This is a genomic window from Rhodopseudomonas palustris (assembly GCF_003591005.1).
GTDB lineage: Bacteria > Pseudomonadota > Alphaproteobacteria > Rhizobiales > Xanthobacteraceae > Rhodopseudomonas > Rhodopseudomonas palustris_K.
Genome location: NZ_QYYD01000004.1, coordinates 19,179 through 32,617, shown reverse-complemented (window position 1 = coordinate 32,617; position 13,439 = coordinate 19,179). Strand labels below are relative to the sequence as shown.

Sequence of the window (13,439 nt, the reverse complement as noted above, 5' to 3'; positions counted from 1 at the left end):
GAGAGGTTAGAAGCCGTGCTTCCTTACACCGCGCGCTTCAGCGCGTCGGCAAGATCGGTCTTCTCCCAGGAGAAGCCGCCGTCGGCGTCCGGGGTGCGGCCGAAATGGCCGTAGGACGAGGTCCGGGCGTAGATCGGCTTGTTGAGGTCGAGATGGGTGCGGATGCCGCGCGGCGTCAGGTCCATCGCCTCGGCGACCGCCTTCTCGAGCTGGTCTTCCGACACTTTGCCGGTGCCGTGGGTGTCGATGTAGATCGACAGCGGCCGCGCCACGCCGATGGCGTAGGCGAGCTGCAGCGTGCAGCGATCGGCGAGGCCGGCCGCGACGATGTTCTTGGCGAGGTAGCGCGACGCATAGGCGGCCGAGCGATCGACCTTGGTCGGATCCTTGCCGGAGAACGCGCCGCCGCCGTGCGGGGCCGCGCCACCGTAAGTATCGACGATGATCTTGCGGCCGGTCAGGCCGGTGTCGCCGTCCGGACCGCCGATGTAGAACTTGCCGGTCGGGTTGATGTGCCAGATCGTCTTGTCGGAGATCCAGTCGGCGGGCAGCGCCTGGCGCACATAGGGCTCGACGCGCTCGCGCACCTGCTCCGAGGTCATGTCCTCGATCAGATGCTGATGCGACACCACGATCTCGCGGACGCCGACCGGCTTGCCGTTCTCATATTGGATGGTGACCTGGCTCTTGCTATCCGGGCCCAGCACCTTCTCCTTGCCGGAGTGGCGTGCTTCCGAGATCAGCCGCAGGATCTTGTGGGCGTAGAAGATCGGCGCCGGCATCAGATCCGGCGTCTCGTTGGTGGCGTAGCCGAACATAATACCTTGATCGCCGGCGCCCTCTTCCTTGTTGGTGCCGGGCTGCAGCGCGTCGACGCCCTGCGCGATATCGGCCGACTGCGGATGCAGCAGAATCTCGATGTCGCAATTCTCCCAGTGGAAGCCTTCCTGCTCGTAGCCGATGTCCTTGATGGCGGCGCGGACGACGCCTTCGATCTGCTCGTTGGTCACCGAGGAAGGGCCGCGGGTTTCGCCGGCGATTACCACCTTGTTGGTGGTGGCCAGCGTCTCGCACGCGGCGCGGATCGCCCACGGATCGATGCCGGCCTTCGGGCCTTCGCGGAAGAACAGATCGACGACTTCGTCGGAGATCCGGTCGCAGACCTTGTCCGGATGACCTTCCGACACCGACTCACTGGTGAACAAATAAGACGCGCGCATGTACCAACCCCTTGTCCGCCAACACGGCGGCGTTTCGTGAATGTTATCCCTGAGAAGTCAATCGCGCCGACGCGAGATGACGTAGGATTCGTCGTAGAACCAGAGCCCGCTGTGCTTGCGCAGAACTTCCCTGGTCGCTTCCAGATAGTGGCCGCCCTGTGTCGTCTCCGTCAGCCGGTCGTCTTCGATCTGGGCGACATAAACCGCGGCGTTCCAGGCTGCAAAGGCCGTCGAATTGCCGATGGCCCCTGTGACTTCGTTCGGTAGCGCCTCCATATCATAGCGAAAGATCGACCGGCTATCCGCATAAGCGTTAAAGTTGAGGTCCCGGCCGGCGGCCCCCAACTCGTACTTCACCGCCCGCAGCAATTCGTGGCGGCTGACCGAGAACGGATTTTCGTCCGGCCACACCGCGCGGACGATTTCCAACCCCGGGTCGTGGCCGTGAGAGTGAATTCCGATCAGCCGCCCGCCGGCGCGCAGCGCCCGCGCCAGCGGCGCGATGATCCGCTTCGCCCGAAAGTTGACGCTGGCTTTCGCGCGGTACGGCTGCGAGGCGATGATCAGGTCGAAATTCGCCTCGGTCTTGCCGGCACGCGGGATGATCGAATCGAGCAGGAAGCGATGGTCTTCTCGGTACAGCACGATCGCCACCGGGCGTTCGTAGACCGGCATGCCGGAATGCGGGCTGACCCGGGCGCGCCAGTTCTCCTGCAGGAACGGCGCCAGCTCGTTGATCTGGGCCTCGAATTCGCCGGATGAGTCGCCGCGCAGCGCCACCTCGTGCCAGATCATGCCGGCCGCCGCCGTCGGCGATGCCGGCGTCAGCCACGGCGCTTCGGCGTAGTACATATTGGTGAAGACGAACACCGACGCCGGGTGCTCGAAAAGCCGGTCCGCCACCTTGTCCAGCGTCAGCCGCAGATCCTCGAGGCTGAGCTCCTTGCCGGCGACATAGAATGGCATGTGCGGGAAGCGGCCGTGCATCGCCCGCAGCACCCGCGCCAGCACGGTGCCGTCGCCGCAGCCGGCGTCGAACACCCGCAGCGCCGGCGGCCGCGGATGGATGCTGCCCAGCTCCAGCGTGACGCGGTCCGCCACCACCCGCTTCTCGCTGCAGGTGTGAACGAACAGCAGATATTTCTGGCGGTTCTCGAAGAAGCGGAAATTGCTGCGCGGGTCGCGCCGCTCCGGCGGCACCACCAGGCCGCGCGGCGGCGGCGGATTGCCGAGCCCGGCGGCGACGAACGCCTCAATCCGGTCCAGCGTGTCGACGGTAATGCGCTTGCCCTCGCGCAGCCGCTGCACCAGCTTGCCGTCATTGACCGAGCGCCGGCCAAACGTCGTCTCAGCCATTCCCGCGACGCGGCAATAGTCCGAAATCCGACCGAGGAGCTGCTCGTTCTTCATGAACCCCTATGGTGGGCAGAAGGCGATCGTAGGGCGCCGGCACCATGGATTGCCCACGGGCAAAAAGCAACAGCGCAGATGCAGCATCGCGCAACCGGCGGGGAAATCAGGGCTTTTTGTCGAACTGATAAGGGCGCTGGCGCCGGAGAAGAGGTCGCGGGCGGATCGGGCTCACGCCCGTCGGCAATGCCCGTGCGCCCAGGGATTGAAGCCGACTTTCCCACCCATCGGTAGGTTTCGGAAAGTTACGCACGCCTCAACCCGTCATGGCCGGGCTCGTCCCGGCCATCCACGCCTTTTCTGTATGTCCGTCAGCAAGGCGTGGATGCCCGGCACAAGGCCGGGCATGACGAAGCGATTGAGAGCTGACCCGAAAAGGTCGTCCGCGGCGCGGCGCGTTGCGGCGGTTAGATCATCCGGTCGGGCGTCAGCTGACGCGGGTCGGTGCGCAGTTCGATCACGGCAGGCCTGTCGGCCGCGATCGCGCGCTGCAGCGCTTGCGGGAAGGCGGCGTGGCTGTCGATCGCTTCGGCGTGGGCGCCGTGGCTCTGCGCCAGCGTGACGAAATCAGGGTTGGTCAGCGTCGTGCCGCTCGGCCGCCCGGGAAACTGGTTCTCCTGGTGCATCCGGATCGAGCCGTAGGCGGCGTTGTTGACGATGATCACGACGATCGGCAACTGCTCGCGGATCGCCGTCGCGAATTCCTGCGACGCCATCATGAAGCAGCCGTCGCCGGCGAGGCAGACCACGGCTCGCTCCGGATGGCGCAGCTTGGCGGCGATCGCGGCCGGCAGGCCATAGCCCATCGAGCCGGACTTCGGCGCGATCTGGGTGCCGAGCTCGCGATAGCGGAAGTAGCGATGCAGCCAGATCGTGTAGTTTCCGGCGCCGTTGGTGACGATGGCGTCGGACGGCAACCGCTCGCGCAGATGCGTGATCACTTCCGCAACGTCGAGCAGCGGGGCGTGCGGCCGCGCCTTCTGATACGCGACATAGGCGGCGCGGCCGGCGGCGCGCCAGTCCGCCCACGCGGCCGGCTCGAGCGGCGGCAGCTCGGCCAGCGCCGCGACGAAGCGCGACGCATCGGCTTCGATCGCCAGCGTCGGCGTATAGACACGGCCAAGCTCACCGGCGTCGGGAAAGACATGGATGAGTGTTTGCTGCGGCACCGGCAGCTCGAACAGCGAATAGTGCTGCGTGGTGACGTCGCCGAGCCGGTCGCCGATCACCAGCAGGCAATCCGCCTGTTTGACGCGCTCGACCAGCTTGCGGCTGCAGCCGAGACTGAGATCGCCGAGATACTGATCGCAATCGTTGCTGAGCACGTCCTGCGAGCGGAAGCCGGCGACGACGGGAAGATCGTTACTCTCGACGTAGCGGCCGAACGCATCGGCGGCCGCCCGGCTCCAGCCGAGATTGCCGACGATGATCAGCGGCCGCTGCGCGCTTTGCAGCAGCGCGTGAGCCGCGTGCAGCTCAGCCGGCGCCGGCGCGGCGCGCTCGACCGCGATCGGCGCGACGTCGGCGGCGTCGCTGAGGTCGCTCAGCACATCCTCCGGCAACGCCAGCGCCACCGGCCCCGGGCGGCCCTGCAGCGCAACGGAAAACGCGCGCGCCACCATCGTCGGGATCTGGTCGGCGGATTCGACCTCGGCGACCCATTTGGTCATGCTGCCGAGCACCGCCGTGTAGTCGATCTCCTGAAACGCCTCCCTGCCGCGATACGCCCGCGGCACCTGGCCGATCAGCAGCAGCATCGGCGTCGAATCCTGCCAGGCGGTGTGCACGCCGACCATCGCGTGCATCGCGCCCGGGCCGCGGCTGACGATGCACACGCCGGGGCGACCGGTGAGCTTGCCATCGGCCTCGGCCATATGCGACGCCGTCGCCTCATGGCGGCAGACGATGAAGCGCACACCGGCCTCAGCATCGGCCACCGCGTCGAACACCGGCAGCGCGCTTTCGCCCGGCACGCCGAACATCCGATCGACCCCGTGGCACCGCAGCGCCGCGATCAAAAGTTCGCCGCCGTTGCGCAGGCGAGCGCCGGTCGGCGACGCCGCTCCGGCTGTAGGCTGGACGTTCATGATCGGATTCCTCGGGTCGTTACTTCGCGGCCTGCCCCACGACCGATCACTCCTGGAACACTTCCTGGCGGCGGCGGACGATCTGCGGCATCATCATCGACACCAGCAGCGCCACGCTCGCCAGCAGCAGAACGCAGCTGATCGGCCGCTGCAGGAACACCGCAGGGTCGCCGTGCGAGCTGATCAGGCTGCGGCGGAAGTTTTCTTCGACCTGCGGCCCCAGCACGAAGCCCATCAGCAGCGGCGCCGGCTCGGCCTTGAGCTTGAGCAGCACATAGCCGAGCAGCGTGAAGGCGACCGTAAGATAAATGTCGAAGCTCGAATTGTTGACCGAGTAGACGCCGATCGCGCAGACCACGCAGATCACCAGGAACAGCACGCGATACGGCACCGCGAGCAGCCGAACCCAGATGCCGATCAGCGGCAGGTTGATGATCACCAGCATGGCGTTGCCGATGAACATGCTGGCGATCAGGCCCCAGAACAGCTCCGGCTGCCGCGAGATGATCATCGGCCCCGGCGCGATGCCGTGCAGCGTCAGCGCGCCGACCATCAGCGCCATGGTGGCGCTGGTCGGGATGCCCATGGTCAGCAGCGGCACGAACGAAGTCTGCGCCGCGGCGTTGTTGGCCGATTCCGGCCCGGCGACGCCCTCGATGGCGCCGTTGCCGAACCGCGACGGGTCCTTCGCGACGCGCTTCTCCAGCGCGTAGGACGAGAACGACGCCATCGTGGCGCCGGCGCCCGGCAGCAGGCCGCAGATCGATCCCAGCAACGTGCCGCGCGTCACCGCACCCCAGGCGCCGCGCAGCACCTTGAACGACGGCCAGATGCTGGAGATCTTCGCCCGGTCCGTCATCCGCACCGATGCGCCTTCGAGATTGGAGATCACCTCGGCAACGCCGAACAATCCCATCACCAGCACGACGAAGTTGATGCCGTCGGACAGTTCGATCAGCCCGAACGTCATCCGCGCCTCGCCGGTGTTGACGTCCATGCCGACCATGCCGAGCAACAGGCCGAGGAAGATCATGCACACCGCGCGGAACACCGAGCCGTTCGCCAGAACCACGGCCGCGACCAGGCCGAGCACCATCAGCGAGAAGTAGTCCGGCGACTCGAAGCGCTGCGCCAATAGCGCCAGCGGCGGACCCATCAGGGCAATCACCAGCGTGCCGAAGCAGCCGGCGATGAACGAGCCGATCGCGGCGATCGCCAGCGCCTCGCCAGCGCGGCCCTGCCGGGCCATCTTGTAGCCGTCGATCGCGGTGACCACCGAGGTCGACTCGCCGGGGATATTGACCAGGATCGCCGTGGTCGAGCCGCCATATTGCGCGCCGTAATAGATGCCCGCCAGCATGATGATCGCCGACAGCGGATTGAGCGCGAAAGTCACTGGCAGCAGCAGCGAGATGGTCGCGACCGGGCCGAGGCCGGGCAGCACGCCGATCAATGTGCCGCACAGCGCGCCGCACAGGCAGTACAGCAGGTTCTCAGGCGTGGCCGCGACCGCGAAGCCGTGGCCCATCAGGGCGAAGACGTCGATCATGGCCAGACACGGACCGGAATCTGCAGGATCCACACGAACAGCACCGAACTCGCCACCGCGCAGCCGACGGCGGTCACCGCGGTCTGCAGCAGCGTGGTTTCGCGCGAAGCCAGCGCGGCGATGCCGACCTGCGCCAGCACCGCGACCACCATGCCGGCGCGCTCGAGCAGAAACCCGAACGCGGCGAACGACAGCAGGATGAAGACCAGCGGCCGCAGATGAAATTTCTCGATCGGCGTGCCGCCGATCAGCACACCCTTGACGATCAGGATCAGCCCCATCCCGAGCAGCACCAGCGCCAGCCCGTAGGGGAAGTAACCGGGGCCCATCTCCAGCACGGTGCCGACGTCCAGCGTCCGGATGTAGCTCAGCGCCACGACCGCCACCACCGCCAGCAGCGCGCCGGTGCAGACATCATCGTTGATGTGTCGTCCGAGCGATTTCATCGGGTCATTCCCCAGGTTGCGAGATGGGCCAGCCGCAGGCGGTGCAGTTGGCCCGACGAGCTCGTCGGGCCGTGCGCGCGGCGCGGCATTCGGATCAGGTCTTGTTCGCCTTGATTTCCTTCATCAGTTCCTTCCACTGATCGAGCTCGGTGGCGATCGCGCTGCGGAACTGATTGGGCGTGGTGTAGACCGTCGAGGCACCGACCACCGCCATCGCCTTCTTGACCTCCGGATCGTCGGCCATCTTCTTCAGGGCGTCGGACAGCTTGTTCACCACCGGGGCCGGCGTGCCGCCCGGCGCCATGATGGCGTTCCAGGATTCGGCGCTGTAGTTCGGCAGAACGGCTTCGGCGACGGTCGGCAGGTCGGGCGCGAACTCGCTGCGCTTCTCGCCGGTCACGGCGATCGCCCGCACAGTGTTGGCTTCCATCTGCGGCAGCGCGTCGGTCATGTTGGTGAAGGACAGGCTGACCTCGCCCGACACCACCGCCGCAGTCGCCGGTGCGCCGCCCTTGAACGGCACGTGGGTCATCTTGGTGCCGGTGCGCGCCTGGAACAGCGCGACCGAGAAGTACATCAGGCCGGCGGCGCCGCTCGAGCCGAAGCTGAGCTTGCCGGGATTGGCCTTGGCGTAGTCGACGAGTTCCTGCATCGACTTCACCGGCACCGACGGATTGACGATCACGGTCTGCGGGATCGTGCTGATGATGCTGATCGGCGTCAGATCCTTGAGCGGATCGTATTTGACGCCCTGGGCGATCGGCGCGATCGACACCGCACCGATGCTGCAGACGCACAATGCGTAGCCGTCGCCCGGCAGCTTCGACACGAAGTCGGTTCCGACGATGCCGCCGCCGCCAGCGCGGTTCTCGACGATCACCGTCTGTCCGAGCGTCTTCTGCAGATAGTTGCCGGTGATGCGCGCGACCGTGTCGGTGTAACCCCCCGGCGCATAGGGCACGATCAGCCGAATGCTCTTCGAGGGCCATTCCTCCGCAGAGGCTGCCGTCGCCGCGACCGAGGACATCAGCACCAATGCCGCCGCAGTCAGTCTCTTCATCACCATGAGATAGGCCCCCTCGCCGGTCGTTTCGACACAGATCAATATTCTGCGCACGCTGTCGGGCTTAGACTATCTTGGCGCGATTTCCGTCATGCAATGTAGAAAAAACTCACGAAGATGAGTTCGAAAAAATCATCGTCGCCGCGGCGGAATTGCCTGTGCGACAGGCGTTTTGCGCTCAAACAACATGCACCACGCTCAGGCGAAGGTCAGCAGGCGCGGCTTGCGGTGCACACACGCTCTAGCGAGAAGCATAGCGCGGCTAGCGGAACCGAGCGCAATTTTCTGCGGGCTCAAATCATCCCCGCCCAAAGCCAAATAATTCTGCCCCTTAGTCCGTCATGGCCGGGCTTGTCCCGGCCATCCACGCCTTTTCGCATTTGCGTCAGCAAGGCGTGGATGCCCGGCACAAGGCCGGGCATGACGTGTGGAGGCGGCCATGCCTTATTTCACAGGGCAAATTTCGGTCAGGCTCTGAGATCTGGCCGGACGTTCGATCCGTGCAACACTGCCTGAACGCCGTCATTGCGAGGAGCGAAGCGACGAAGTAATCCAGTCAGTGCTCACGACTCTGGATTGCTTCGCCGAGCCTGTCATCGGGCCGGGCCAAGGCCGGACCCGGTGGGCTCGCAATGACGCAGAACGCAGCTGATGCTGCTGCGTTGGGGTCCGGCCGACTGTTACGAGACACATGCAGGCATCACTTGTGATGCCTGCGATGGTGGGCCGAGCCCACGTTTCCAATGAAGAGTATCGCAATTGCGAGATTAGACGTCCGGCGTCCAGCGGCGGGAGATTTCCGCGCGGTTCTCGTAGGACGCTTCGAAGATCGGCGAGGCCAGCGTTGCGCGGACGTGCAGGACGGTCTTTTCGAGATTGCGGAAGCCGTGCTTCGTGCCGGCTGGAATCAGCACCGACTGATTGGCAGTGACGATCGAGGATTCGCCGTTGAGGGTGATCTCGGCGCGGCCCTCGATCACTTCGAGAATTTCCTCGACCGCATGAATGTGGATCGGCGCGCCAAGGTCGAAATCGCAGAACTGATCGAACACGCACAGCTGCCGCCCGCCGAGCAAATACGACATCCGCATCCGCGTCATCACCCCCTCGCGCCACTTCTCCAGCGGTTGGCCATTGTGGTCGAGCACGTTCATCGCAAAGCCTTTCGTGGTGTTGTCTCAGAGCGTCAGCGTGGTTCGGCAACGCATCGACGCCCTCCCCGCCGCGGCTGGCGCCGCGCGCGAGGACGAAGATGAAAAATCTATCCGGAACCGCCCCGCCGCGCGCAACTAGAAAAAACTCACGAAGATGCGTGCGAAAAAATCATCGCGCGGACGTCTGAGCTGCCGAATTCGCAGGCGCAGCGCGGGCAATCATCGGGCAACGCGCCCAATCGGCGGTCAAACCGCCGATCACGCCGCGTCACGAGCATTGATGATTTTTTTGAAGCTTATCGACCGCCGCGCTTTGTACTAGGCGTCAGACTGAGGTCGGCATAAACGACGAGGCCGGAACAGCATGCCATACGCGGGTGACAACGATCTGTACTACGAAGACAGCGGGCACGGCCCGGCACTCGTCTTCATTCCCGGCTTCGGCGGCGTCGGATCGTTCTGGCAGCGGCAGGTGGAATTCTTCAGTCGATCGCATCGGGTGATCGCGATCGATCAGCGCGGCGCCGGTGCCAGCGCACGCACCCGCGGCGCCTATTCGATCGGCCAGATGACCGACGACGTCCGAAGCGTGATGGATCACGCCGGCATCGACGTCGCCACCCTGGTTGGCCACTCCACCGGCGGCGCGATCGCCCAGACGCTGGCGGTCGAACAGCCGACGCGCGTCGCCGCGCTGGTGCTGTCCTCGACCTGGTGCGCGCCGGGCAATTACTTCCGCCGCGTGTTCGAATTCCGTCGCTCGCTGCTCGAACTCGGCGCCACCGAACTGTTTCACAAGGCCGGCGTGTTCTTCCGCTATCCGCCGGACTACGCCGAAGCGCACGATGCCAGCTTCGACGGCGGCGGCGCGGTCGATATCGACATCACCATCGCGCGGATCGACGCGATCCTCAACGCCGACATGAGCGCGATCAGTCCGCGCGTCGCGGCGCCGACCCTGGTGCTGGCGGCGCGCGACGATACGCTGATCCCGCAATACATGTCCGACGAGCTGGCGGAGCGGATCCCGGGCGCCGACTACATCGTGCTCGACCGCGGCGGCCACTTTCTGCCCGAGACGCGGGGCGAGGACTACAACGCCGCGCTGGCCGGCTTCTTCCGCCAGCTGAGCGGTGCCACTCAGCGCCCGGCCACCCAGGAGCTGGCGCGGTGAGCGAACGACGCGGCCGCGCGCCGCTCAGAACCCGGCCGCGAATTTGGCTTTGATGAAATCGGCGAACCCGGCATGCTTGGTCAGCGCAATCTTGTCCGCATCGGCGATCAGATAGAGATCGCGCGGCCGCGTGTCGGAATAGCGGTCGAGCAGCTTCACCAGCCGGCCGTTGGCAAGGTCGTCATTGACCAGAAACGCCGCCAGCCGCGCAATGCCGAAGCCGTCGAGCGCGGCGCGATACACCGCGCTGCCGAAGCTGATCAGCCGGCTCGGCGGCACGATGTTGAGTTCCTTGTCGTCGACGAAGAACTGCCAATGCGGATGCGTGCCGATCACCAGGCAATTATGGGCCTGCAGATCGCGCGGGTGCTCGGGCGTGCCGTGCCGCGCCAGATAGTCCGGCGCCGCGCAGATCGTCCACGGATTGGCGGTCAGCTTCATCGAGACCTTATTCTTGTCCGAGGACGCCAGCGACTGCACGATGAAGTCGTAATCGACATTGGAGCCGAGTTCGGTCGGCACCAGCTCGATGCGCATCTGCGGATGTGCGGCGAGATATTCCTCGACGAAGCCGACCAGCTTGCGCTCCAGCAGCGCGGCCGGCGCGCCGACCACGAGCTGCCCGACCGGAACCGGCGAGAACTGTTCGAGATCGTCGGCGGCCGAGGCGATCGCCGCGAGCAGCGGCTTGATGCGGGCGAAATACGCTTCGCCGGCCGCGGTGAGTTCGACCTTGCGGGTGGTGCGGGACAGCAGCTGGACGCCGAGCTTGTCTTCCAGCAGCGCCACGCGGCGGCTGATCGCCGACGGCGTCAGCCGCAGCCTGCGGGCGGCGCCGGCAAAGCCGCCGCTTTCCGCCACCAGAATGAAGACCTCGAGTTCCGACGCCATCGCTTGTCCGTTTCCTCCGCGTTTGGGCTCCGAGCGGCATCCGACGCGCGGCTCATCTCCCATACAACAAATTCGCCGAAAAGCGATCGGCCGGGCTCGCGACGCCGCCCTCGCGTCCTGCGCCACCCGACCGATCCGTTGCGCCGCACCTGCCGCGTCGTCACATTTCCGATGAACCTACGAGGCTGAACAGATGAGCAAGACGCCGAACGTCGTGATCGCCGGTGGCGGCATTTGCGGGCTCGCGCTCGCCCTCAACTTGCATCGTCGTGGCATCGCCTGCCGCGTCTACGAGCGCGCGCCGGAAATCAAGCCGCTCGGCGTCGGCATCACGCTGCTGCCGCACGCGATGCGCGAACTCACCGCGCTGGGGCTGCGCGACGACATGGTGGCGGCCGGCATCGAGAATCGCGAGAGCGCGTTCTTCAATCGATTCGGCCAGCTGATCTACAAGGAGCCGCGTGGCAAATTCGCCGGCTACGACGTGCCCGAGATCGGCATTCATCGCGGCCGGCTCCACGTCATCCTGGCCGACGCGGTGCGTAGCCGGCTCGGCGCCGAAGCGGTGGTGACGGATTGCGAATGCACCGGCGTGACCCAGGACGAGACCGGCGTCACGGTGAACTTCCGCCAGACTACGACCGGACAGACGCTCGACAGCGTGCGCGGCGATATCGTGGTGGCCTGCGACGGCGTCAACTCCGCGATCCGCAAGCAGTACTATCCGGACGACAAGCTGGCGTTCGCCGGCATCAACAGCTGGCGCGGCGTGACCCGGCACAAGCCGATCCTCGGCGGCCGCACCTACATGCGGGTCGGATCGATCCGGACCGGCAAGATGGTGATCTATCCGATCATCGACAATTTCGACGACGAGGGCCATCAGCTGATCAACTGGATGGCCGACATCGAGCGGGACACCTTCGTTCGCAACGACTGGAACCAGCCGGGCAAGCTGGAAGATTTTCTGCCGGTGTATCAGGACTGGACATTCGACTGGCTCGACGTCGCACAGATGATCCGCGACGCGCATCAGATCCTCGAATATCCGATGGTCGACAAGGACCCGATCGAAACCTGGACGTTCGATCGGGTGACGCTGGCCGGCGATGCCGCGCATCCGATGTATCCGCGCGGCTCCAACGGTTCGGCGCAGAGCCTGATCGACGCGCGCACGCTGGCCGACGCTCTGCTGGCCCATCAGGATACGAAGCAGGCGCTGAAAGCCTACGAGGCGGTGCGCGCCAAGGCTGCCGCTGCCGTGGTGCGCACCAACCGGCAGTCGCCGCCGGACTTCATCAACACCACGGTCGAGCGGCTGGTCGGCGACAAGCCGTTCGACAAGCTCGACGACTACATCACCCAGGACGAGTTGCGGCAGCTCTCGGAGAACTACAAGCAGATCGCCGGCTTCACGCTCGCCGACGTCGTGTCGGCGCCCGGGGTCTGAGCGGGATGTCGTCGCCCGCACCGTCCGAGTTCGATAACCGCCTGCCGCGCCGATCCGGCTCGGTGCCGCTGCGGCTGGTGTTCATCGGCTGGGGCGCGATCAACTCGCGCGTCGGCGACCTTCTGCGCCAGCGCGGCGCGCCGATCGAGATCGCGGCGATCGCGACGATCGACAGCCCGGAGGCGCGCAGCCGGCTACCCGAGGGCGTCGAGTTTCTCGGCTCCGCGGATCAGCTCCGGGCGCTCGCGCCGGACCTCGTGGTCGAAGCCGCCGGCCGCGCCGCGATCCTGCAATGGGCGCCCGCCGCACTCGCGGCGGCGCCGGCCGTGATCCTGGCATCGACCAGTGCGCTCGCGGACGACGGCATGCTGGCCAAGCTTGCCGAGCTGGCGGATCGCCACGGCAGCCGCATCGACATTCCCTCGGGAGCGATCGGCGGCCTCGACGCGCTGGCGAGCGCCGCCGTGCTCGGACTGAACGATGTTTTGCATCAAATCGTCAAGCCGCCACGCGCCTGGGCCGCGACGCCGGCCGAGCGGCTGCTCGATCTCGATCGCATGACCGAGCGCGCCGTGCTCTTTTCCGGAACCGCCCGGCAGGCGGCGGCGGACTATCCGCAGAACGCCAACGCCACCGTGGTGACGGCGCTGGCCGGCATCGGCATGGACCGCACCCGGGTCGAACTGATCGCCGACCCGGCCGCAACCATGAACGGCCACCGCATCGCGGCCAGCGGCGCCTTCGGCCGCATGGAGATCACGCTGCAAAACCGCCCGCTCGCCACCAACCCGAAATCCTCCGAACTGACCGCGCTGAGCCTGGTCCGCCTGATCGAGCACCGTACTAATCTGCTGGTGATTTAGGCGCACTGGTTAGTTGATCGAGACGATGTGCTCGCCACACGTCATGCCCGGCCTTGTGCCGGGCATCCACGCCTTGGCGGCAATGTTTGCGTTCAAGGCGTGGATGGCCGGGACGAGCCCGGCCATGACGCG

General features: G+C 66.0%; 11 protein-coding genes. 3 read left to right on the top strand and 8 right to left on the bottom strand.

Going from position 1 to position 13,439, the window contains the following annotated elements; all coding sequences use genetic code 11:
• Positions 1-23: 23 nt before the first annotated feature.
• The 7 genes from metK to D4Q52_RS05040 all read right to left on the bottom strand — a co-directional run bounded on the left by metK (position 24) and on the right by D4Q52_RS05040 (position 8,929).
• Entirely contained in the window at positions 24-1,220 is a 1,197-nt protein-coding gene (gene metK / locus D4Q52_RS05070) for a methionine adenosyltransferase (RefSeq protein ID WP_119855469.1), read from the bottom strand.
• Positions 1,221-1,277: 57 nt separating this feature from the next.
• Complete coding sequence (locus D4Q52_RS05065) at positions 1,278-2,630, bottom strand: hypothetical protein (RefSeq protein WP_119855468.1); 1,353 nt, start codon at positions 2,628-2,630, stop codon at positions 1,278-1,280.
• A gap of 407 nt (positions 2,631-3,037) precedes the next feature.
• Entirely contained in the window at positions 3,038-4,717 is a 1,680-nt protein-coding gene (locus tag D4Q52_RS05060; protein ID WP_119855467.1) for a thiamine pyrophosphate-dependent enzyme, read from the bottom strand.
• 46 nt (positions 4,718-4,763) lie between these two features.
• Positions 4,764-6,266: a tripartite tricarboxylate transporter permease gene (locus D4Q52_RS05055; RefSeq protein WP_119855466.1), complete on the bottom strand. Its 1,503-nt coding sequence runs from the start codon at positions 6,264-6,266 to the stop codon at positions 4,764-4,766.
• Positions 6,263-6,712, bottom strand: a complete 450-nt coding sequence (locus D4Q52_RS05050; protein WP_119855465.1) for a tripartite tricarboxylate transporter TctB family protein — start codon at positions 6,710-6,712, stop codon at positions 6,263-6,265. The genes D4Q52_RS05055 and D4Q52_RS05050 overlap by 4 nt, the downstream gene beginning before the upstream one ends.
• Positions 6,713-6,806: 94 nt before the next feature.
• Positions 6,807-7,778 carry a Bug family tripartite tricarboxylate transporter substrate binding protein gene (locus D4Q52_RS05045; protein ID WP_119855464.1) on the bottom strand — a complete coding sequence of 324 codons (972 nt, stop codon included), beginning with the start codon at positions 7,776-7,778 and terminating at the stop codon, positions 6,807-6,809.
• Positions 7,779-8,542: 764 nt separating this feature from the next.
• Positions 8,543-8,929, bottom strand: a complete 387-nt coding sequence (locus D4Q52_RS05040; RefSeq protein WP_119855463.1) for a cupin domain-containing protein — start codon at positions 8,927-8,929, stop codon at positions 8,543-8,545.
• A gap of 364 nt (positions 8,930-9,293) precedes the next feature.
• Between D4Q52_RS05040 and D4Q52_RS05035 the strand changes: the two genes are divergently transcribed.
• Entirely contained in the window at positions 9,294-10,103 is an 810-nt protein-coding gene (locus D4Q52_RS05035) for an alpha/beta fold hydrolase (RefSeq protein WP_119855462.1), read from the top strand.
• 24 nt (positions 10,104-10,127) lie between these two features.
• Here the strand turns inward: D4Q52_RS05035 and D4Q52_RS05030 are convergent, their stop codons facing one another.
• Positions 10,128-10,994 carry a LysR family transcriptional regulator gene (locus tag D4Q52_RS05030; RefSeq protein WP_182915234.1) on the bottom strand — a complete coding sequence of 289 codons (867 nt, stop codon included), beginning with the start codon at positions 10,992-10,994 and terminating at the stop codon, positions 10,128-10,130.
• Between the two features lie 193 nt (positions 10,995-11,187).
• On the opposite strand from D4Q52_RS05030, the gene D4Q52_RS05025 reads away from it, so the two are divergent.
• On the top strand, positions 11,188-12,444 hold the full coding sequence (locus tag D4Q52_RS05025) for a flavin-dependent oxidoreductase (RefSeq protein ID WP_119855460.1): 1,257 nt from the start codon (positions 11,188-11,190) through the stop codon (positions 12,442-12,444).
• A gap of 5 nt (positions 12,445-12,449) precedes the next feature.
• Entirely contained in the window at positions 12,450-13,307 is an 858-nt protein-coding gene (locus tag D4Q52_RS05020) for an aspartate dehydrogenase (protein WP_119855459.1), read from the top strand.
• The last annotated feature ends 132 nt before the right edge of the window (positions 13,308-13,439 follow it).

Coding starts and splice junctions, on each gene's coding strand:
- D4Q52_RS05050 (WP_119855465.1), bottom strand. CDS start 6,712: ATGAAATCGCTCGGACGACACATCAACGATGATGTCTGCACCGGCGCG.
- D4Q52_RS05025 (WP_119855460.1), top strand. CDS start 11,188: ATGAGCAAGACGCCGAACGTCGTGATCGCCGGTGGCGGCATTTGCGGG.
- D4Q52_RS05020 (WP_119855459.1), top strand. CDS start 12,450: ATGTCGTCGCCCGCACCGTCCGAGTTCGATAACCGCCTGCCGCGCCGA.
- D4Q52_RS05065 (WP_119855468.1), bottom strand. CDS start 2,630: ATGAAGAACGAGCAGCTCCTCGGTCGGATTTCGGACTATTGCCGCGTC.
- D4Q52_RS05035 (WP_119855462.1), top strand. CDS start 9,294: ATGCCATACGCGGGTGACAACGATCTGTACTACGAAGACAGCGGGCAC.
- D4Q52_RS05030 (WP_182915234.1), bottom strand. CDS start 10,994: ATGGCGTCGGAACTCGAGGTCTTCATTCTGGTGGCGGAAAGCGGCGGC.
- D4Q52_RS05055 (WP_119855466.1), bottom strand. CDS start 6,266: ATGATCGACGTCTTCGCCCTGATGGGCCACGGCTTCGCGGTCGCGGCC.
- D4Q52_RS05060 (WP_119855467.1), bottom strand. CDS start 4,717: ATGAACGTCCAGCCTACAGCCGGAGCGGCGTCGCCGACCGGCGCTCGC.
- D4Q52_RS05045 (WP_119855464.1), bottom strand. CDS start 7,778: ATGGTGATGAAGAGACTGACTGCGGCGGCATTGGTGCTGATGTCCTCG.
- metK (WP_119855469.1), bottom strand. CDS start 1,220: ATGCGCGCGTCTTATTTGTTCACCAGTGAGTCGGTGTCGGAAGGTCAT.
- D4Q52_RS05040 (WP_119855463.1), bottom strand. CDS start 8,929: ATGAACGTGCTCGACCACAATGGCCAACCGCTGGAGAAGTGGCGCGAG.